Origin of the sequence: Pseudomonas sp. TWR2-1-1 (assembly GCF_049897045.1) — a bacterium.
Classification (GTDB): Bacteria; Pseudomonadota; Gammaproteobacteria; order Pseudomonadales; family Pseudomonadaceae; genus Aquipseudomonas; species Aquipseudomonas versuta.
Genome location: NZ_JAFCVM010000004.1, coordinates 1 through 19952 on the forward strand (window position 1 = coordinate 1; position 19952 = coordinate 19952).

General features: G+C 60.4%; 16 protein-coding genes. 8 read left to right on the forward strand and 8 right to left on the reverse strand.

Annotated features, from left to right (window positions below; all coding sequences use genetic code 11):
• Positions 1-2514, forward strand: a 2514-nt coding sequence (locus ACP7BO_RS11295) for an RHS repeat domain-containing protein (RefSeq protein WP_426210377.1), incomplete at its 5' end; no start/stop codon positions are given.
• A gap of 174 nt (positions 2515-2688) precedes the next feature.
• Here the strand turns inward: ACP7BO_RS11295 and ACP7BO_RS11300 are convergent.
• From ACP7BO_RS11300 to ACP7BO_RS11310, 3 genes are all read right to left on the reverse strand, one after another.
• Positions 2689-3153, reverse strand: a complete 465-nt coding sequence (locus ACP7BO_RS11300; protein ID WP_426210379.1) for a GNAT family N-acetyltransferase — start codon at positions 3151-3153, stop codon at positions 2689-2691.
• A 259-nt stretch (positions 3154-3412) separates the two neighbouring features.
• On the reverse strand, positions 3413-4624 hold the full coding sequence (locus tag ACP7BO_RS11305) for a YeeE/YedE family protein (protein ID WP_397456421.1): 1212 nt from the start codon (positions 4622-4624) through the stop codon (positions 3413-3415).
• A 142-nt stretch (positions 4625-4766) separates the two neighbouring features.
• On the reverse strand, positions 4767-5450 hold the full coding sequence (locus ACP7BO_RS11310; RefSeq protein ID WP_426210382.1) for an ArsR/SmtB family transcription factor: 684 nt from the start codon (positions 5448-5450) through the stop codon (positions 4767-4769).
• A gap of 252 nt (positions 5451-5702) precedes the next feature.
• Here ACP7BO_RS11310 and ACP7BO_RS11315 point away from each other — a divergent pair, with 252 nt between their 5' ends.
• A complete protein-coding gene (locus tag ACP7BO_RS11315; protein WP_426210384.1) occupies positions 5703-6644 on the forward strand; it encodes a helix-turn-helix transcriptional regulator in 942 nt (313 codons plus the stop codon).
• A gap of 44 nt (positions 6645-6688) precedes the next feature.
• On the opposite strand, the gene ACP7BO_RS11320 is transcribed toward ACP7BO_RS11315, so the two are convergent.
• Positions 6689-8608, reverse strand: a complete 1920-nt coding sequence (locus tag ACP7BO_RS11320) for a tyrosine-protein phosphatase (protein ID WP_426210386.1) — start codon at positions 8606-8608, stop codon at positions 6689-6691.
• A 181-nt stretch (positions 8609-8789) separates the two neighbouring features.
• Here ACP7BO_RS11320 and ACP7BO_RS11325 point away from each other — a divergent pair, with 181 nt between their 5' ends.
• Entirely contained in the window at positions 8790-9245 is a 456-nt protein-coding gene (locus ACP7BO_RS11325) for a GFA family protein (protein WP_397456419.1), read from the forward strand.
• A gap of 14 nt (positions 9246-9259) precedes the next feature.
• Here the strand turns inward: ACP7BO_RS11325 and ACP7BO_RS11330 are convergent, their stop codons facing one another.
• From ACP7BO_RS11330 to ACP7BO_RS11345, 4 genes are all read right to left on the reverse strand, one after another.
• On the reverse strand, positions 9260-9721 hold the full coding sequence (locus ACP7BO_RS11330; protein ID WP_397456418.1) for a GNAT family N-acetyltransferase: 462 nt from the start codon (positions 9719-9721) through the stop codon (positions 9260-9262).
• A 96-nt stretch (positions 9722-9817) separates the two neighbouring features.
• On the reverse strand, positions 9818-11197 hold the full coding sequence (locus tag ACP7BO_RS11335; RefSeq protein ID WP_426210389.1) for an NAD(P)-binding domain-containing protein: 1380 nt from the start codon (positions 11195-11197) through the stop codon (positions 9818-9820).
• Positions 11198-11688: 491 nt separating this feature from the next.
• Positions 11689-12531: a glutathione-dependent disulfide-bond oxidoreductase gene (gene yghU / locus ACP7BO_RS11340; RefSeq protein WP_426210391.1), complete on the reverse strand. Its 843-nt coding sequence runs from the start codon at positions 12529-12531 to the stop codon at positions 11689-11691.
• Positions 12532-12705: 174 nt separating this feature from the next.
• Entirely contained in the window at positions 12706-14094 is a 1389-nt protein-coding gene (locus ACP7BO_RS11345) for a PLP-dependent aminotransferase family protein (RefSeq protein ID WP_426210393.1), read from the reverse strand.
• Positions 14095-14445: 351 nt separating this feature from the next.
• On the opposite strand from ACP7BO_RS11345, the gene ACP7BO_RS11350 reads away from it, so the two are divergent.
• The 5 genes from ACP7BO_RS11350 to glyA all read left to right on the forward strand — a co-directional run bounded on the left by ACP7BO_RS11350 (position 14446) and on the right by glyA (position 19869).
• A complete protein-coding gene (locus ACP7BO_RS11350) occupies positions 14446-15651 on the forward strand; it encodes a benzoate/H(+) symporter BenE family transporter (protein ID WP_426210395.1) in 1206 nt (401 codons plus the stop codon).
• The gene (locus ACP7BO_RS11355; RefSeq protein WP_426210396.1) at positions 15648-16820 is read left to right on the forward strand and encodes an NAD(P)/FAD-dependent oxidoreductase; all 1173 of its coding nucleotides are present in this window, start codon (positions 15648-15650) and stop codon (positions 16818-16820) included. The genes ACP7BO_RS11350 and ACP7BO_RS11355 overlap by 4 nt, the downstream gene beginning before the upstream one ends.
• A gap of 28 nt (positions 16821-16848) precedes the next feature.
• The gene (locus tag ACP7BO_RS11360; protein WP_426210398.1) at positions 16849-17280 is read left to right on the forward strand and encodes a Rid family detoxifying hydrolase; all 432 of its coding nucleotides are present in this window, start codon (positions 16849-16851) and stop codon (positions 17278-17280) included.
• An 85-nt stretch (positions 17281-17365) separates the two neighbouring features.
• On the forward strand, positions 17366-18619 hold the full coding sequence (locus tag ACP7BO_RS11365) for a threonine synthase (protein WP_426210400.1): 1254 nt from the start codon (positions 17366-17368) through the stop codon (positions 18617-18619).
• 11 nt (positions 18620-18630) lie between these two features.
• On the forward strand, positions 18631-19869 hold the full coding sequence (gene glyA / locus ACP7BO_RS11370; RefSeq protein WP_426210402.1) for a serine hydroxymethyltransferase: 1239 nt from the start codon (positions 18631-18633) through the stop codon (positions 19867-19869).
• The last annotated feature ends 83 nt before the right edge of the window (positions 19870-19952 follow it).

The window sequence follows — 19952 nt, forward strand, 5'->3', positions numbered from 1 at the left end:
GAATTACCGGCCACGGTCTCGATCTCTCATCCCTCTTTGGGCAACCATGAAGTGGTATTGGGCGAGCGCCAATACGACGGTCTGGGCCGACTGGTGTGGGAAAAGGTCGGCCAGAGTGTCTCTGAATGGCAATACGCCGAAGGACAAATCCACGCCCATACCCAGACCTTGCCCGATGGCACCGAAGTAGTCACAGAACGCCAACCAGAACTGGGTGGCGCGCTGCTGTCGATGCAGGCGCCCGGCATCAGCGTGTTCAATAAATACGATCCACTAAGTGGCCGTTTGCTGGAGTCGCAAGGGAATCTTGGGCAACAGAACGATCACTGGTCGCCGTCGGGCTTGCTGACCAAGGCCGATTACGCCTGGCAGGGCGATCAACCACGCTCGCAACAGCAAACCACCACGCCATCGGGCAAGGTCACGCGTCTGACCGATGCTGACGGCGCCGAACAGCGCTGCCAGTACGATGGGTTTGGGCGTTTGAGTCAGCAGCAAGGCCCTGATGTCACCGTCACAATGACCTACGATGCGGCCTCGCGGATTCACCAGCAGCGCACCCAATCAAAAGACAGCTTGCGAGACATGACCGTAACCCTGGGCTACGACAGCCTCGGCCGGCCGGCACGGCGCACTACTGAAACCCGCACCCCGTCCGGGCAGCAGGTAGAAGTGCAAACCCAAGAGTGGCGCCAAGACGGCAAGCTCACTCAGCGCGAACTGACCCGTGACGGTGTTCTGGTACGCAGTGAAACCTTCGACTACGACATCCGTGGCCGGATGATTTCCCATCGTCTTACAGGCCAAGCGTTACCCGAAGACGCCCACGGCAAAACCTACCGCGAACAACACTTCCAGTACGACGCCCTCGACAACGTGCGCCGCCTCGAAACGGTATTTGCCGACGGCAGCGAAAACAATATCAGCGTGTTTGGCTACAACCCTTCCGACCTTACCCAGCTAATACACATCAGCCACAGCCGACCCGATTACCCGGCACCAGTAACTCTGGAGTACGACACTCTGGGCAATCTCAAACGCGACGAGCGCGGCAATCCGCTGCACTACGACGCCCTAGGCCGACTCATCGGGGTAACCCTGCCTACGGGCCAGCGCCGTTGGCACTACGGCCCAGCGGGCAACATCATCAAGACCGAAGACGCAGCCGGTCCACGTTGGCGCTACCACACCTCAGGCCAGCTCAGCTGCGAGGTGGGTGCATCCACGCAAACCCGCTGGGTCCGTGCAGGAAATGTTCCGGTGGCCGAAAGCCGACTGGCCTCAGCGGTGCGCGAAGTCATGCTGCTGGGCACCGATGCCCAAGGCTCGGTAACTACGGAGGCCAAAAACCAAATCCAGACCCCGGTCTACGGTGCCTACGGCCAAAGCAAAATCGAACCCGGAGCCAGCCGACTGGGCTACGCCGGCGCCTTGCGCGAACAGGACACCGGCTGGTATTTCCTCGGCGACTACCGGATCTACAACCCGGTGCTGATGCGTTTTCACAGCCGCGACAGCCTCAGCCCTTTCGGTGAAGGCGGCCTCAATGGCTATGCCTATTGCGCCGGCGACCCTGTGAACCGCATCGACCCGTCGGGCCATGCGTGGACCGACTGGCTGTTACCGGCAGCGGGGCTCGTGCTGGGCATGATCGGCACCGTGGCATCGCTGGGCGCTCTGGCCGCGCCAGCTGCGGCCCTGACCGCCAGCTATGTGGCGGCGGTGACCACCGCGACCCTGAGTGTGGTGTCGCTGGCCGCAGACGTCGCTTCCATGGCCTTGCTCGCCACCGGCAATGAAAACGCGGGGCGGATTCTGGGCTATGTGGGCATGGCCACGGGCCTGGCATCAGCGGCGCCGTCGATTGCCAGTGCCGCTGCCAAAAAGGTCAAAGCATTCGGCATCCGCGTGGGCCACGGACAGTACAGGCTGCAACACGCCGGGGGCCGAGGCCGAGGGTTTCCTGGACACGCTCAACGAGTGGGATCGAATGCGCCTATGCGCGATATGAACTTGTCCTATTTGCTGGAACAAGGGACGACCCGAGAGCGTATTTTACCGCATCTGTCCCGTGGTGATTTGCAAAATATAGCGCAAACCAACACCGTCAATAGCACCTCCGTTTATGCAATCGCGCCTGTTAATCCACTGCAGCTACCTCCCAAAGCCACCCCTATCAGGGGCGGCAGGCTATTAACCTGGGAGCAGAATGGCCGTATGGGCACCTATGGCGGATATCCACAAATAGAAAACCCTGCCTATGTCCGGGAAGTCAGACGCATCGCATCAGGGCAACACCCGGACTTCTACCCCCATCAATTGAGTCAGGCAGGCATAAATCCGAACGAAATCCGACACCTTGATCCGTTTTATTACGAAGCTCAGGAGCTGCAACGAGTCGCCGGAGCAGCACCCTTCACAGAGAGTCTTGCTGATCACCCGCTGTTTCTGGAGGATCTCTTGTGGCGTCATCGAAACCAGCTGGCTCAGCACGCAAATGTGATACGGATGTAGTAGAAAACACCGGGCTTGAACGGCGCACTAGTGCGCCGTTCAACCCGCCAGACCAGGCTCTGGAGAGCAGGATCGAAGATGTCCGCACCTGCCCTCTCTTTCAGGAACTGCAGTCTGCACGTTGCTGCAGAGCGGATCGAGATCATGCTGGCGGATGCAGTGCCTGACACCTGATCACCGCGCCAACAGCGCCTTGCGCATAAACACCCGGGCAAATCCATTTTCTGTAGCGCTATGGGTGTGCCGGTAGCCAAGCTTTTGGTAGATGTCGATGTTCTCGGTCATCAGCTCATGGGTGTAGAGCCGTATGGCGTCGCACCCATTGCGCAACGCATGGCGCTCACAGAACGCCATCAGTGTTTTGCCGATACCTTTGCCTTTATGGCGAGGCAGTACGGCGATGTTGATCAGGAGCAACTCCGTATCCTCCAGGCTCATCACCAGCACTCCCGACAGATCCGCACCCTCTTTAACCACGAACGTATGGGTATCAGCCACCACCTGCCGGTAGTCATCCAGCATGGGGCCCGGTTTTTTCCCGATTCTGCAGATATAGGGCTCATAGGCCTGATTGACCAGCGCAGCGATGGCGTCAGCATCGTCCTGACGGGCGCGGCGAATAACTCTCACAGTATGCAATGCATGCCTCCGGACAAAGACGCTCTGTATCCACCCGTCACTCCCGCCCTCACGGCCCGGAGACGGTCATGGGCGGGGCCGCAGACTAGCAGAAGACGCTTTAAATTCATCTGACGCATCTACTCAGTCATCTTGAGGCGAGGGATCTTTTTCGAGCAAAGCCGCACCTGCCCCGAGCGGGTTCAAACGATCGCCCGGATAGCAGCTCGTCCAGCGCAGCCTTGATGCACGACTGCTCTGGACAGGATTTACGGATGTCTCAACAACCGCTCAATGCCTCGGGACGACGCTCACCGGCAAAGAACATAGGCCGCAGACGCACACCCACGCTGTTGCCGATAAACGCTGCCACTAACCAGACCCAGCCATGCAGGCTGCCCGAGGCAATGCCGCTGAAATACGCGCCGATGTTGCAGCCGTACGCCAGTCGCGAGCCATAACCGAGCAGCAAGCCGCCGATCACCGCCGCCAGCAGCGAGCGCGGCGGGATTTTCAGGCTGGGGGCGAAACGTCCGGCCAGCCCGGCGGCCAATAGCGCACCAAGCATGATGCCAATGTCCATGACGCTGGTGATGTCTTCCCACACCGGTGCGGCCAGGGCTTTGGCGTTAGCCGGGACCTGCCAGAACACCCAGCTTGCGACATCAACCCCCAGCCCGCTGGCCACCTTGGCACCCCACAGGGCGAACGCCGAAGTAATGCCCCATGGCCGTCCGGCCAACGCCAGGGTGGCGTAGTTGAGCAAGGCCAGGGCAATGGCCCCCCAGACCAGCGGCCACGGCCCGCGCAGAAAACGGCGCAGCCCCGGGTGCTCGCTGGTCACGCCCTGTTCAAGCTGACCGTGACGGCCCTTCTCCAGGCGTACGGTCACCGCTGCAATGATCCCGAACACCGCCAGACTCAAGAGCAATGCCGGAATCACGCCGAAGCTTTTGACGATGGAAACCGCCGGGAACGACGGCAATGCAAACCACCAGTCAACGTGCTGAGTGGCGATCAGCGAACCGCAGATAAAGAACAACAGGGTCACCAGCATGCGCGCATTGCCGCCGCCCACGGTGAACAGAGTGCCTGACGCACATCCGCCGCCCAGTTGCATGCCAATGCCGAAGATGAACGCACCGAACACTACCGAAATGCCGGCCGGCGCCACCAGCCCGACCACCGGCTGACCGAACAGGGTTCCCGCCCCCAACGCCGGGAAGAACAGCACCACCGCCAGCGCCAGCATCACCATTTGTGCGCGTAAACCTGCGCCGCGCCGATCCGTGATGAACACCCGCCAGGCCGAGGTAAAGCCGAAGGCTGCGTGATAAAGGGTCAACCCCAGTGCCGCGCCGACCACCAGCAACAGCACTTGGCGCGAGCCGACGCTGTTTTGCAGGAACACGGCGCCAAGCACCAGGAAGATAAAGGCCACCAGCGGCGCAAACGACTTGCGCGCGGGCGTCATAGAGAGAGAACTGCTCATGAAGAATCTCGGTTCGTTTGATTTTGATTAATGGCGAGGGCGGCGAGTATAAACCCGGGCGCAGGTCCGATCTTCGGGTAATTGGTCCCGGGCACCCATTACCTGTGCCCGGGCGGGTTCAAACCGAAGCGGCGCCCCCCTGTCAGGCGCCGAATGTTTTGGCCAGCGCGGTTGCGCCCCGGGCAGTCAGGGTCAGTGCGCGGGAATCGAGATGACGGCTCACCCAGTCGCGCTTGAGCATCAGTTCAAGCAGCGCAGCACCCAGCGCGCCCCCCAAATGCGGCGTGCGCTCGCTCCAGTCCATGCAGGGATAGGCCAGGCGCCTGCGTTGCTGCACCAGGCAATCGACCTCAATGCCCAGTTTGGCCAACTGGTCCGCGCCTTTGTCGGTGAGGGCATAGTCCTTGCCTTGTACCTGAATCCAGCCCTGCCCGAGCATTGCGTCATGCACCTTCACCGAGATTTCGCCGGCGCAGTGGTCGTAGCAGGTTCTTGCCTGTTTCAACGCACAAGGCGTACTGGGCCTGAATACCGGCGCGCCACGATCAGTGATCGACAGCAACGCCTCAAGCGCCCGGGCCACGTGTGTATTGCTCAGCCGGTAGTAACGATGCCGGCCCTGAGCATGCATCTGCACCAGGCCCTGTTCGCGCAAACGGGCAAAATGACCGCTCGCAGTGGACGACGCAATATCGGCCAGTGCGGCAAGCTCAGTGGCCGTGCGAGCACGGCCATCCAGCAGCGCGCACAACATTATTGAGCGTGACGGATCAGCAATTGCACCCGCCACCGCCGCCAGGGAAAGATCCGCAGCCTCTACATCCATAGTTCACTCAATCCCGAAGTGTTGATGTACCGCAACGCCATACTGAGGCCAAGCAATAGGAAGAGATAGATCAATGAGCCAATCAGGCTCCTTTGGCAACCGGACTGGCCCGGGACCTGAGTCATACGTCTGTCATCCACGCTTGTTAAGGTTCTGCCCCATCTTCGCGGACCGCTGCTCCACCGACCCAAGGTGCCACTCCAGGTGTTATCCAGCCCGACACGCCAACCCATCATCCTCAGATCCAGCGACATGCGCGGCGACGACTTCGGCGCCCTGTTCTCGAACATGTTCGGCAACCGCTACCCGGACATGCCGCCGCCGGCCAAAGAGATCATCATTGGCGGCGTTTACGGGCGCCATGCCGGCGTCAGCTTTCGCCGCATGCATTACCGGGGAGATTTTACCGTGGTGTTCCCCGGCCCCCAGGACGAAATCACCTTCGTGATTCCCACTGCCGGCAAGATTGTCTTCAATAACACCACCGAGTCGACAGGCGTGGTGAACGTCGGCCTGGCGGTCGACAAGGCCGATGTTCGCTCAATGCAGTTTCTCGACAACCATGCCCAGCACGGGATCTCGATCAAACGCCAACTGCTCACCGAACGCCTGTCGACACTGCTGGGCAAACCGATTCTCGACAGCCTGATTTTTCAACCGAGGGTGGATCTGAATATCGCGTCCTTTCAGGGCATCAAGGCGTTGATCGATCTGGCAACCGGAACCGAGTTCGACTTGCTGCTCAACGCTGGTACGCTCATGCCCTCCCGCCTTCGGGAAATGCTGATCGACGCCGTGCTGGACGCCTGGCCGCATAACTTCACCCATGCACTGCACCAGCCCGCGGCACTGATCGCGCCCCGGCATGTGAAGCTGGCAGTCGAGTACATCCAGGATCATCCCGGGAACCCGGTCAGCGGCACTGACCTGGCGCTGCTGGCCAACGTCAGCCAGCGCGCATTGCAGGAAGGTTTTCGGCGGTTCATGGGCACATCAGTCGTGGCCTATCAACGCCAGGTGCGTCTGGAACGTGCCCACACTGCACTGACCCTGGGCAACGCCACTTCAGTCACCGCTGTGGCCCTGGGCCTGGGGTTCAGCAATGTCGGCAGGTTTTGCCAGTACTTCAGGGACGCCTATGGCATCAGCCCTGCGGACCTTAAATCCGGGCTGAAAAACCCGATCCGCAGTTAAGGCCCGGGCCGCCCGATCCAGACGGCCAGGACCTTGGCGCGAGGTCAGAACAGGTAGCTGGCCTTGAGGCTGGCGCCAAAACCGTGGCTCTCACCGCCCGCGCTGGCGCCCAGTTCGGCCCCCAGACTCAGCGCGTCAAGACTGGCCATGAGATTGACCCCGGCGGTGAACTGATCACGGTTATCGAAGGCCGCGCGCTGATCAATATCCAGACCCGGCAAGTGACCTTCGCTGTTGACGGATGAATCACCCAGCACATGTTCGTAGCCCGCCCGCACACCCGGCACCAACTGCCAGCGCCCAAGCCCGACCGGAACAAATGAAACGTTCAGATTGGCCAGCGCACTGCGCCGGGTTTGCTCGATGCCGTCGACGTCGAGGGCCAGTTCACTGCCCTTCTCCCTGAAGCCTGACAAATCGAGGTGACTGATGCGCACGCCAAGGCTCGGCTCGAAGATCATGTCGCTCACCGGAATCCGATAACCCAGTGCCAGGGTGGCGCCGGTGAGTTTGCCATGGCTGTCGCCCCTTGCAGTGCCGAGCCCGCCGCCCAGGTCGCGCTTGCTGTCGTAGTCGAGCCAGCCGGCGATGATGCTCGTGTCGACAAACAGGCCCTGCTCCAGGCTGCCCGGGGCATAGCGGGCACCCACGTTGAAAAAGGTCAGGTCGGTCTGCGCATTACCGCCCGCCCCGCCGATATTGCCGTGACTGTAGCCAAACCCGGCGCGGGCACTCAGTTGCCCGGAGAAGCGACCGGTCACGCCGACCATCATGCCCTGCCCATGTTCGTTGCTGCTGGCCACACTTGATGAACCATCGGTTCCCAGGTAACTGGCCAGCGCCGTACTCCACAAACGGTACTGGCCGACTTTGAGGTCATTACCGCTGCTGTAGGGTGCCGCAGCCTGGTCAATCATCGCGTCCTGACGTAGCAGGTAGCTGGCCGCATCAGCATGCACCTGGCCGCCAACAGCGGACTCGACGCCACCAAGAGTGCCGGCATCAATGGCCGATTGCAGGTAATAGTTGTAAGCGCTGTAGGTGCCGGACAGGCTGCTGCCCTGCAACTGTTGCAACAGCTGCGCTCCCGCCGCCGCGTTGCCTTGCAGTCCGGCTTGCCCCGGCAGGCTGTTGTAGGAAACCATCTTGGCGCGCAGGACATAGAGCGTCTCCTGGGACAGGCCCAAACCTTGTTTGAGGTAGTTGTCCATACTGCCGTACTGTGCGCTCACTTGGTCCAGGCCGGCTTGCAGATAACTGGCCTCGACCCCCAGCAGTGGCGCATAGATCGCAGCCATGGCCGGTGGCATTGCAGCCAGCGTCGCTGCCACCCGCGCCGCGGTGTAGTCGTTGGTGGCCAGGTAATTATTCATGATCGTCGCGTTGTCGACCCCGGCGATGCTGAGCAACACCGCGCCGGTCCAGCCCGTGCGGTCCTTGCCGGCGGTGCAGTGGAACAAAGCGGCACCGTCTACCGCCGCCAGCTCGTTGAACAGCGTCTTGAACTGACCGCGCATCCCGGCATCGCTGACAAATGCACGGTTGGTGTCCTGCATCATCGCCATCGCCTGGGCCGCGCTGGTGAATGAAACGGTGGTTACATTTGAGCCGGAAGCGGTGCTGCCAATGATGTCGATGTTCGACCAGGTCGCGCCGTGCAGTGCAGTGTCGGGCGTAGCCGCGATCTCGTCGGCAGTGCGCAGGTCGTAAATCGCCTTGATCCCCAGACCATTCAGGGTGGCCAGGTCAGCCGCCGACGGGGTCAGCGCGTTGGAGCGGTAGAACACGCCGCTGCGCATCGTCCCGTCATGGGCCGTGGCGTAGGCAGTGGTGGTGCCGGCGATATCGCGAAAATTGTCGATGCTCGCCAGACGCGGGGTGTCCAGCACAGCAGTTTCACCCGCCTGGGCAGCGGCAATGGACAGGCTCAAAACGGACAGCGAACATAAAAGTCGTTGAAACACGGCGCAGCCTCTTTAAAACAGGTTGGGCTGCCTACTATCTGTAGTGAAGTGATACCGAATATGACAGATTGCCGAAGGGTGAAAATACCTGCGCGATCTGTCCGCAGGCTGCGCTTCTTGGCCATGTAACCCTCAGGCCAGCGAGCACCGAGTCCATCTCCTCTTACCAGCGAGGCCAGTCATGAGCACAACCACTGCCGATAACCGCCCCGTTTACCAGGCCGCCTGCCATTGCGGCACCGTACGTTTCACGGTAAGGCTGAGCGATGGCCTGAACACGGTACGCCGATGCAATTGTTCCTATTGCCGTATGCGCGGTGCAGTCGCCGTGTCGGCCAACCTGGCAGACATCGAGGTACTGCAGGGCAAAGATGCGCTGACGCTCTACCAGTTCAACAAGAAAGAAGCCCGGCATTACTTCTGCTCGCGCTGTGGCATCTATACCTTTCACCAGCGCCGCTCTTCACCTCATCAGTACGGGGTCAACATTGCCTGTATCGAACACATGAGCCCGTTTGATTTCGCAGAAGTACCCGTGTTCGAAGGCCGGGTCCATCCCAATGACCGCGCGGACAAAGGCCCTTTGGTGGCAGGCTGGCTGCGCTATGAAGAAAATCGGCCAGTGACTGGCGATTGACCGGCCTCAGCCGCTCACTTTAAACGGCGCGACATCAGGTATTGCTCTTTGCCCCAACCCTGAAAGCGTTCCACCACTTCCCAGCCGAAGCGGGCGTAGTAATGGCTCTGGCTGTGGGTATGCAGGTAAAGGGTGCTGATACCCGTGTCCCTTGCATGGTCACAGATCCCTTCGATCAACTGTGCTGCGAGCCCGGTTCTTCTGGCCTCTGGCGCGATGAACACGCACGCCAGCCACGGCCCCAGATCGGGCCGTGCGGCCAGGTCATTGCTGGCCAGTGCGGCGCCCCCCAGCAGTTGGTCACCGCGCATCGCGACCAGGCACTTCCATCTGCCGTCTTGCTGCCCGGCCGAGAATTCCTGTTGCCAGCTTGCTAGAGGCTGATGGGCATACTCGTAACTGAATTCCTGATGAATCCATTGCGCCATCTCATTGCATTTGTCCATGTGCCGGTCAAGCCACTCAATGCGTACCATGTGATGCACCCTTTATAGATTCGTCCCGCAGACAGGATTTGCAGGCCTACAGCCGTGCGGGACAGAATATGTGAAAGTGCGCGGTTTGGCCCGTGCCTAGCGCTGATGCAGGGCGTTGACGTCACCTTTGGCCCGGGTTTCGCGCAGGTATTCGTCCATCGAGTCATCCAGCGCCTGTAACCAGCGGGTATGGTGCGGGACCGCCGCCGTACCGGTGATCACCGAACGATAGGACTTGTCGCGATAACCCATGATGTCGTGCTTCTTGTCGGTCTTCCACTTGAGGAAGATCCGGTTCACGGCATCGATATCGAAGCTTGGATAGTCGGTCTGGTCGATCAGGTGCTTGATGTAGCTGCCCTGGAATTCGTACATCGAGGCCGTGGACTCCAGGCCTTCTTCCCGGGCACGCCAGCGGGCACTGTCGGCCTTCATGGCCGCCTGCTCAGGCAGGGTAATGCGCCCCAGCATGTAGTCGCGGGCATACCAGGCCTGGGCGTCGAACAGGTTGAAGCTGTACCAGAGGTCCTGCATGCCGAGGTAGATCAATTGCGGATTGTCTTCCCATATCACCCCTTGATAGAGCTCTGCGGGCCACAGCCGGTTGGCCGTCTGCAGGGTCAGTTCCTCGGACAGGAAGGGAAAGTGGTGTTTGTAGCCGGTGCACAGAATGATTGCGTCCACCCGTTTGCTCGATCCGTCGACAAAGTAGGCCATGTCGCCGTCCACCTTGCTCAGTTGCGGGCGCTCCTCCCAGTTCTTTGGCCACTTGTAGCCCATCGGCTGGGTCCGGTAGGCACTGGTGATCGAGCGCGCACCGTACTTGTAGCACTGCGAGCCGATGTCTTCCGCCGAGTAGCTGCTGCCTACGATCAACAGGTCCTTGCCCTTGAGTTCAGTGGCTTCACGGAAGTCGTGGGCATGCATGATGCGCCCCGAAAAGCGCTCGAATCCCTCAAAGGCAGGCACATTCGGCGTGGAGAAATGACCGCTGGCCACGACCACGAAGTCGAATGTCTGGATCACGTTTTGCTGCAGGCCGTAGTCGTAGGCGGTGACGGTAAATTCCCGGGTGGCCTTATCAAAACTGACGTGCTTGACCGCCGTATTGAAGCGGATGTAATCACGCACACCGGCCTTGCTTACCCGACCCTGGATGTAATCCCAAAGCACTTCACGGGGTGGATAAGAAGAGATCGGGCGGCCGAAATGCTCATCGAAGCTGTAGTCGGAAAACTCCAGGCATTCCTTCGGACCGTTGGACCACAGGTAGCGGTACATGCTGCCGTGGACCGGCTCGCCGTGCTCATCAAGGCCGGTGCGCCAGGTGTAGTTCCACATCCCGCCCCAGTCGGCCTGCTTCTCGAAGCAAACCACATGCGGCATGGGTGCACCTTTGGCATGTGCGGATTGAAAGGCGCGCAGTTGCGCCAGGCCACTAGGGCCGGCACCGATAATAGCGACACGAATAGACATTGAATTCCCTCGACAGATAAACGCAGAAAAAACACACCCGACCCGCACGGCTATAGCCGCAGGCAACGGGAGAAAGAGTTCAGGCGTCAAGCTGCAGGTGGAGGGAACGAACGCTTGCGTTTAAAGGCCACCAGCACGTCGTGGGGCAGAATTGGCTGGTATTGATAGCGTCTGGAGAGCTGTGCATTGGCACAAGGAAAAGCGGTAAACGCAGAGGATTTCAGGTTGGGCCCATGTCCATCACCGCGATGCGCAGGACGGGGGGCTGAAAAGCGAAAGATACGTGTGTTCTCGTGCATGGGGGCTGATCCAGCCTCTTTTAATTATGAATGCCTTTTAGCTATAAGGGATAAAAACCCTGATTGCAAGGATAAAACCCGGACGGTCTGCAAGGGTAAGCGCCGGCCCGGGCTTGATCCGTTTAGGTGGGCAGCGCCTGGAAGCGGCTGCCCGTCAGGTCAATAAACCGTCGAGCGACGGCTGATGACCGATCAGGTGCCCGCGTCGAAATCACTTGCCTCATGACGCTCGGGCAACTGCTGCGAAGGGTCGCCCCAGGTACAGTTGACCCGGCGTCCACGCTGGACCGCAGGCCGCGCTTCAATAGCATCGGCCCAGCGCATCACATGCCGGTAGTCCTGCACCGAGAGGAACTGCGCGGCTTCATACAACCGGCCTTTGAGCAGGCCGCCGTACCAGGGCCAGATCGCCATGTCGGCGATGGTGTATTGATCCCCCGCGACGTATTCGTTCACTGCCAGCTGCTTGTCCAGCACGTCCAGCTGACGTTTGACCTCCATGGCAAAGCGGTCGATGGCGTACTCGATCTTCACCGGCGCGTAGGCATAGAAATGGCCAAAACCGCCCCCCAGATAAGGCGCACTGCCCATCTGCCAGAACAGCCAGGAAAGGCACTCGGCACGGGCCGCCGGCTCGGTGGGCACAAACGCCCCGAACTTTTCGGCGAGGTACAGCAAGATCGCGCCCGACTCGAAGATACGCACGGGTTTGGCCCCGCTGTGATCCATCAGCGCCGGAATCTTGGAGTTCGGGTTTACTGCGACGAAGCCGCTGCCAAACTGATCGCCGTCACCGATCTTGATCAGCCAGGCGTCGTACTCCGCCCCTTGATGACCGAGGGCCAGCAGCTCTTCCAGTAAAATGGTGACCTTCTGGCCGTTGGGCGTTGCCAGGGAATACAACTGCAGCGGATGCCGCCCCACCGGCAGCTCCTTGTCATGGGTAGCGCCGGCCACCGGCCGGTTGATACTGGCGAATGCCCCGCCGTTTTCCCTGTTCCAGGTCCAGACCTTGGGTGGTACGTAATCAGTCATGCTTGATACTCCCGGGGTTCAATTGCGCTGTTCACCAACCTATATGGATTGCACTGGCGCCGTGCAGTTCAGGATGGGCGAACAACTCGAAGATACGCTTGCCGGGCGCCAGTAGCGGCGATTTTTTATGTCCCCACGGTCCAGCAGACTCAACCTTGTGCCAGGCGCAACCACTCAGTAGTAACGGCGCGGATCGGAATCGATCAGGCTGGCCAGCTTGGTCAAGGCAAAACGCAGTTCGTCCTGGCTGGTGGGCGACATCAGCACCAGGCGTACACATCGGGTAATCCCTGAGCGTTCTGCCTGGAACTGGGTGCCACTGAGCACCAGCACCCCGTTGGCCCGGGCCAGCATGGTGAACTCATCACTGGTCCAGGGTTCGGGCAGCGTCAACCAGACGTGGTACGAATAGGGCTGGGTCTTGAGCTCGAAATTGGCAAACACTTCCCGTGCTATCGCCTGCCGCCCAGCGGCCTCGTTGCGCTGGGTGCGGATCAGTTTTTTGTCCAGGCCTTCAGTTATGACATTGCTGGCCAGTTGCGCCGTCAAGGGCGACGGCATCCAGACGCTGCTGCGCACCATTGAGGTCAGGCGCGACAGCAGCTTGGGCGGGCTATACAGATAACCGATGCGCAGCGCTGGCATGATCGACTTCGACAGGCTGGTCAGGTACACCGAGCGCTCCGGTGCAAACGCCGACAGCGGCTTGATCGACGGGTCGGTCGCGAGGAAGCCATAAATGTCGTCGTCGAGGATGATGAAGTCGAACTCTTCGGCCAGAGCCGCAATTTGCGCCCGACGCTTTTGCGACATGATGGCCGCGGTCGGGTTCTGGCAAGTCGCAACGCACACCAGCATCGCCGGTTTCTCCCGCAGACACAGCTCGCGCAGGGCCTCGGGGATGATCCCTTCATCGTCCATCGGCACGCCACGCAGGCGACGCTCCAGACCGTGGGCCAGGGAAATGATGCCGGGGTAGCAAAGCTCTTCGCAAAGTACCAGGTCACCGGCGCGGGTCAGGGCGCTCATCGCCACCATCAAGCCATGCTGGGCGCCGGCGGTAATCACTACCTGCTGCCACTGGGCATCGGGCAAAGAATGACGCAGCCACTGCGCACCCGCTTCACGATGAGCCGGGTGCCCGCCGTCCGGCGCGTAATCCAGGGTGCGGGCGAAATCGGTGCTCCTGGCCATGCCTACCAATGCGTCGCGCAACCAGTACTCCAGGGTTTCGCTGTAGGGCTTGATTATCGACAGGTCGAGTAATTCCGACTGCCCCAGATTCAGCGGCGCAGCGCTATTGCTGGCAGGCAACTCGAGCTGCTTGTGACCCAGCACATAAGTGCCGCGCCCTACCTCCCCCTGCACCAGGCCACGTCGATGGGCTTCGCTATAGGCCCGGCTGATGGTGCCCGGCGTGACATTCAGGGTGCTGGCCAGTTCCCGAAGCGTCGGCAGGCGGTCGCCTTCGCTCAACACGCCGTTGCTGATATCGCGTGCTAACGCATCGGCAATCGACAAATACATCGGCTGGCTGAACTCGCTTAGCTGGGGAACCCACATGAATGATCACTGCCCATCGTAGAAATGATGAATATCCGAGCATATCACACGGGTTCAGGCAACCAATAAATCGACCCAATGCCTGAGTTGAGTCGATTGACGCTGCTATTGAGTCGATTAGAAGCGCCCGCCCCACAATCGCAAGCGAACAAATAAATCACTTAAAAATCAATTATTTACGCGAAAAATCAACGAAAAACAGACGACAACAGCAAATAAAACATTTGGCAACACCATTTCCGGCTATTGAATCAACTCAATCCATTCAATTACACTCATCCGAAATCGAGTCAATCGACTCAATTTGCACCCTGATAACTACGCGACCCTGCCGCGCCAAGTCGAGACATCATGGACACACTCAGAAAGGATCTATCCCTGTCAGCGATCATTGCGGGTTTCATTGCCGTGATCATTTCCTACGCCGGACCGTTGATCATCGTGTTCCAGGCAGCCAGGGAAGCGCACCTTCCCAATGACGTCATATCTTCGTGGATCTGGGCAATCTCCATTGGCAGCGGCATTACCGGCCTGATCCTGAGCTGGCGTCTGCGTATTCCAGTGATCACCGCATGGTCGACGCCGGGTGCAGCACTGCTGGTGTCGATGCTGCCCACCGTCACCCTGCCCCAGGCGATCGGTGCTTATGTGGTGGCGTCGGTGATCATCGCCGTGGTCGGGTTATCCGGCGCATTTGACAAGCTGATGAGTCGCCTGCCCAAAGCCATCGCCGCAGCAATGCTGGCTGGCATTCTGTTTCGTTTCGGCGCCGAGCTGTTCACTTCCATCAAGCTGCAGCCGGCGCTGGTGCTGTCGATGATCGCCGCCTATCTGCTGTGCAAACGCTTTTCACCGCGCTACGCGATTCTCTCGGTGCTAATTACCGGTTGCGCCATGGCCGCGGTGTTCGGTGAACTGAACAGCAGCTCGATCACCATCGCAGTCGCCCACCCGGTCTTCATCGCCCCCGAATGGAGCTGGCACGCAATCATCAACATTGGCCTGCCCCTGGCACTGGTGACGCTGACCGGCCAGTACGTGCCGGGTATGGCTGTGTTGCGCACCTCTGGCTACAACACCCCGGCGCGCCCGATTATTTCGGTCACTGCCATTGGCTCGATTCTGCTGGCTCCGTTTGGCTCCCACGGGCTGAACCTGGCCGCCATCACCGCCGCGATCTGCACCGGCCGTGAAGCACACGAGGACCGTGACAGACGTTACATCGCCGGGATCGCCTGCGGGGTGTTTTACATTCTGATGGGTATCTTCGGCGCAACCCTGGCCTCGGTGTTTTCCGCCCTGCCCAAAGAGCTGATTGCATCCCTCGCCGGCCTGGCGCTGTTCGGCGCAATCAGCGCCGGACTGACCGGCGCCATGGCGGATGAAAAACAACGCGAAGCCGCACTGATCACCTTCCTGGTCACGGCCTCAGGCATGAGTTTCCTCGGTCTGGCAGCGGCCTTCTGGGGCCTGATCTTCGGCATCGTCGCGCACTTCGTCCTGTCTTACTCACGTGAACGCAAAGCCGGCGCCATTGCCCAGGGGAGCCGACCATGATCGCTCGTTATGATTTCATTGTGGTTGGTGGCGGCATCGCGGGGGTCTCGGTGGCGTATGAACTGGCAGCCCATGGCAGCGTCTGCCTGCTCGAGCAAGAACCACAGCTGGCTTACCACACCACCGGTCGTTCAGCGGCGATCTCGATGCAAAGCTATGGCAACCAGCAGATCCGCTCGTTGACCTGTGCCTCCCGGGAATTTTTCGAGAACCCGCCGCAGGGGCTCGCCGAGCACCCGTTGTGGTCGCCACGGGGCGCATTGATCGTGGCCCAGGAAGCCCGCACGGACAAGCTGGTGGCGCGCTTCACAGCGGTACTCGAGCAAGTCCCCTCGGCGATGCTTCTCGATGACAGGCAGGTACTGGAGTTGGTGCCCTACCTGGCCGAGGGCGCCTGGAGCTGCGGCATCTACGAGCCGGGCGCCTTCGACCTGGATGTGCACGGCATTCATGGTACTTACCTGGGCGGCCTGCGCGCCCGCGGCGGGGTGATCAAGCGTGAAGCCCGGGTGCTGCGCGGTGAGTACCACAACGCCCACTGGACCCTGCACACCCAGGATGGCCAGCAGCTTGAATCGGCCATTGTGGTCAACGCCGCCGGAGCCTGGGCCGATGATGTCGCCGAGCGCTGCGGGGTGCCCAAAGTCGGTGTGCGGCCACTGCGGCGCACGGTGCTCGCCGTTGATCCGCAATGCGACGTACACCACACGCCGTATCTGGGCACGGTCGACGAAGACATTTTCATCAAGCCGGAGGCCGGACGACTGATCGTTTCCCCCTGCGATGAAAGCCCTTCGCTGCCCTGCGATGCGCTGCCGGAGGAACTCGACCTGGCCATCACCATGGACCGCCTGCAAAACACCACACGCCTGCGCCCACGCTCGATCATCAATAAATGGGCGGGCCTGCGAACGTTCGTCGCCGACCGCTCCCCGGTCCTCGGCCAGGACCCACAGCAAGAGAGCTTTATCTGGCTCGCCGCCCTCGGTGGCTATGGCATTCAGGCAGCGCCGGCCATTGCACGCTTGTGCAGCCACGCGGCACTGGGCATCGCAATGCCGAAGGATTTGGCAGGGCTAGACCTCAACTATCAGCATTTTTCTGCGGCCCGCTGCCGTGAAGAGGCGTTTTCAGCGCTGGCCGTCAAACAGGTTGCCGATTTGCATTAACCCCACCCACCTCACAAGGAACGTCACCATGCAAACCAACACTCAACACCGTAGCGCCGCCCAACCTTTCCTGAGCGAAGAAAACGTCATTTTTACCAACAAGGCGCCGCTGCCGCTGGGCACCTATTCCCAAGGCATCAAGGTCAGCCACGGACAGACCATCTACCTGTCGGCCCAGACACCGGTTTCGGCGCTGAACAATGAAGTGCTGGCGCAAGATTTTGAAGGTCAGTTGCGCCAGACCCTGGACAACCTGGCGCAAATGGCCCAGGCAACAGGGGGCAGCCTGGCAAACGTGGTCAAGGTGACGGCATTCATCACTGACTTGAACGAATTCCCGACGCTTAACCGTGTCATGGCGGAGTACTTCACCAAGCCGTATCCGGCCCGTACCACTGCCGGAGCCAGCGCCCTGGCCCGCAATACCCTGGTTGCCATCGACGCCATCATGGTGGTCTGAAACACCGTCGATCAACCCAGTGCCCATCGGTCCGGCGCACCGGACCGATGAGCACACCGCAACAGCGTACTTTCAGGGATTGGCCATGAACAATTGGTACAGGGAATATGTGCTGCAATGTCTGGTTTGCGATCGCAGCTACCGGCCCCATGAGGTCAGCTATTACTGCCCGCACTGCAAAATCGATGGCGCCCTCGATACGCTCTACGATTACGCGTCACTCAAGCGCGAATGGTCCCGCGACAGCCTGGCCCATCACCAGGCCCGAGGCATGTGGCGCTATGACCGGCTGATGCCGTTGAGATCGACGCAGTTCATTCCGCCCTTGCTGGTGGGGAACACGCCGCTGTATTCGCGCCCGGAACTACTCGGCAAAGGCGCCCGGATCAAAGTCTTGATCAAGGATGAATCGCGCCAACCCACCGGTTCGCTAAAGGATCGCGCCAGCGCACTGGCGGTGGCCCACGCCATGCAGTCCGGGGCGCTGACCGTCGCGGTGGCCAGCACCGGCAACGCCGCCTCGGCCCTGTCCGGCATGAGTGCAAGTCTGGGGCTGCGCAATGTGATTTACCTTCCCAAAAGCGCACCCCGCGAAAAGCTTGCCCAAATGCAGGGCTATGGCGCCGAGATAGTGCTGGTGGACGGGCAATACGACGACGCCTTCGAACAATGCCTCAACGCCTGCGAAACCCACGGCTGGTACAACCGCACCACCGGGATCAATTCGTACATGAGCGAAGGCAAGAAAACCGTAGCCCTGGAGATGTGCGAACAGCTCAATTGGCAAGTGCCCGATCTGGTGTTCGTTCCAGTCGGTAATGGCTGCATTCTGGGCGCGGTGTACAAAGGCTTTTTCGACCTGCTGCAACTGGACTGGATCGAGCGCATACCGCGCTTGATAGGGGTGCAGGCCGAGCACAGCAACTTCATGTATCGCGCCTGGCGCAGTGACCGGACGATGCACCACATCGAACGTATTGCCCCCTCCAGCCTGGCCAGCAGCATCAACGTGGCGCTGCCCCGTGACCGCCTCAAAGCCATGCGCGCGGTGACCGCCAGCGATGGCGAATTTATCTGCGTCAGCGACCAGAGCATTGTTGCCGCCGCATCCAGGCTGGCGACCAGCACCGGCGTATTCGCCGAAGCCGGCGCCGCCAGTGCCTTCGCCGGCCTGCTGAAGTACGCCGAAGAACACCCCGATACCGCGCAAACAGCCGTGATCCTGATCACCGGAAGCGGTTTGAAAGACACGTCCATTTTTCTATCCGATCCGACCAGCCGCCCGTCACGCAAACCGCAAGCACACACCCGTGCTCCGCTGGCTGAAGCGCTTACTTAAGGAGTCACTCTATGAGCCTGCAAAATTTCGACCCTGCCCTTGCCCGCCTGATCGACCGCGAACGCAATCGCCAGGAAACCCACCTGGAGCTGATCGCTTCAGAAAACTATGTCAGCAAAGAAGTGCTCGAGGCCCAGGGCTCGGTGCTCACCAACAAGTACGCCGAAGGCTATCCGGGCAAGCGTTACTACGGTGGCTGCAAGGTCGTCGACGAGATCGAAAACCTGGCCATTGAACGCGCCCGTAAACTGTTCAAATGCGAATACGTCAACGTCCAGCCGCATTCCGGCTCACAGGCCAACCAGGCAGTTTTTCTGGCGGTGCTTGAACCTGGCGATACCATTCTGGGCATGTCCCTGGCCCACGGCGGGCACCTGACCCACGGCGCCTCGGTGAATTTTTCAGGCAAGTTCTATCGCGCATTTTCATACGGTCTGGAGAAGGAAACCGAGACCCTCGACTATGCAGAAATGGAAGCCCTGGCCCGCGAGCACCGGCCAAAAATGATCATCGCCGGGGCCTCGGCGTATTCGCGCACTATCGACTTTCAGCGCTTTCGCACCATCTGTGATGAAATCGGCGCCTACCTGATGGTCGACATGGCGCACTACGCCGGCCTGATCGCCGCCGGCGTGTACCCGTCGCCCGTTGGCATCGCCGACTTCATTACCTCCACCACCCACAAAACCTTGCGCGGGCCGCGCGGCGGTCTGATTCTGGCCAAGGCGCAGTACGCCGCCTTGCTCGACAAGACGATTTTCCCGGTTTACCAGGGCGGACCACTGATGCACGTTATCGCCGCCAAGGCCGTGGCGTTTAATGAAGCTCTGGACGATGAGTTCATGCACTATCAGCAACGCGTGATCAACAATGCCCGCACGATGGCTGACGTGCTCAGCCGACGCGGGCTGCGGGTGGTGTCCGGCGGCACTGACTGCCACATGTTCCTGCTTGATTTGCAGGCCCTGAACATCACCGGCAAAGATGCCGAGGCCCTTCTGGAAAGCGCCCACATAACGCTGAACAAGAACTCAATCCCCAATGATCCGCAGAAACCGACGATTACCAGCGGTATCCGCATCGGTACCCCGGCGTTGACCACCCGTGGCTTTGGTGTAGCGGAATGTGCCGAAGTGGCGACCCTGATCGCCGACCTGCTGGAGCAGCCGGACAACAAGGCCCTGCTGGAAAATACCCGCCGCCGTGTCATGCACTTGTGTGAGTGTTTCCCGGTTTACTTGATGGCCTAGCGGCCCGCGCTTCGGCTGCCGGGTCCAGGCCAACCCGGCGCCGAAGTCGATATCAACGGGCAATATAAAGTTCAGCGTTAATA

What these genes read in the sequence shown, in the direction of transcription:
- ACP7BO_RS11310 (WP_426210382.1), bottom strand. Translation starts at nt 5,450, where the DNA reads ATGGATGTAGAGGCTGCGGATCTTTCCCTGGCGGCGGTGGCGGGTGCA.
- ACP7BO_RS11355 (WP_426210396.1), top strand. Translation starts at nt 15,648, where the DNA reads ATGATCGCTCGTTATGATTTCATTGTGGTTGGTGGCGGCATCGCGGGG.
- ACP7BO_RS11345 (WP_426210393.1), bottom strand. Translation starts at nt 14,094, where the DNA reads ATGTGGGTTCCCCAGCTAAGCGAGTTCAGCCAGCCGATGTATTTGTCG.
- ACP7BO_RS11350 (WP_426210395.1), top strand. Translation starts at nt 14,446, where the DNA reads ATGGACACACTCAGAAAGGATCTATCCCTGTCAGCGATCATTGCGGGT.
- ACP7BO_RS11335 (WP_426210389.1), bottom strand. Translation starts at nt 11,197, where the DNA reads ATGTCTATTCGTGTCGCTATTATCGGTGCCGGCCCTAGTGGCCTGGCG.
- yghU (WP_426210391.1), bottom strand. Translation starts at nt 12,531, where the DNA reads ATGACTGATTACGTACCACCCAAGGTCTGGACCTGGAACAGGGAAAAC.
- ACP7BO_RS11315 (WP_426210384.1), top strand. Translation starts at nt 5,703, where the DNA reads ATGCGCGGCGACGACTTCGGCGCCCTGTTCTCGAACATGTTCGGCAAC.
- ACP7BO_RS11360 (WP_426210398.1), top strand. Translation starts at nt 16,849, where the DNA reads ATGCAAACCAACACTCAACACCGTAGCGCCGCCCAACCTTTCCTGAGC.
- glyA (WP_426210402.1), top strand. Translation starts at nt 18,631, where the DNA reads ATGAGCCTGCAAAATTTCGACCCTGCCCTTGCCCGCCTGATCGACCGC.
- ACP7BO_RS11325 (WP_397456419.1), top strand. Translation starts at nt 8,790, where the DNA reads ATGAGCACAACCACTGCCGATAACCGCCCCGTTTACCAGGCCGCCTGC.
- ACP7BO_RS11330 (WP_397456418.1), bottom strand. Translation starts at nt 9,721, where the DNA reads ATGGTACGCATTGAGTGGCTTGACCGGCACATGGACAAATGCAATGAG.
- ACP7BO_RS11305 (WP_397456421.1), bottom strand. Translation starts at nt 4,624, where the DNA reads ATGAGCAGTTCTCTCTCTATGACGCCCGCGCGCAAGTCGTTTGCGCCG.
- ACP7BO_RS11365 (WP_426210400.1), top strand. Translation starts at nt 17,366, where the DNA reads ATGAACAATTGGTACAGGGAATATGTGCTGCAATGTCTGGTTTGCGAT.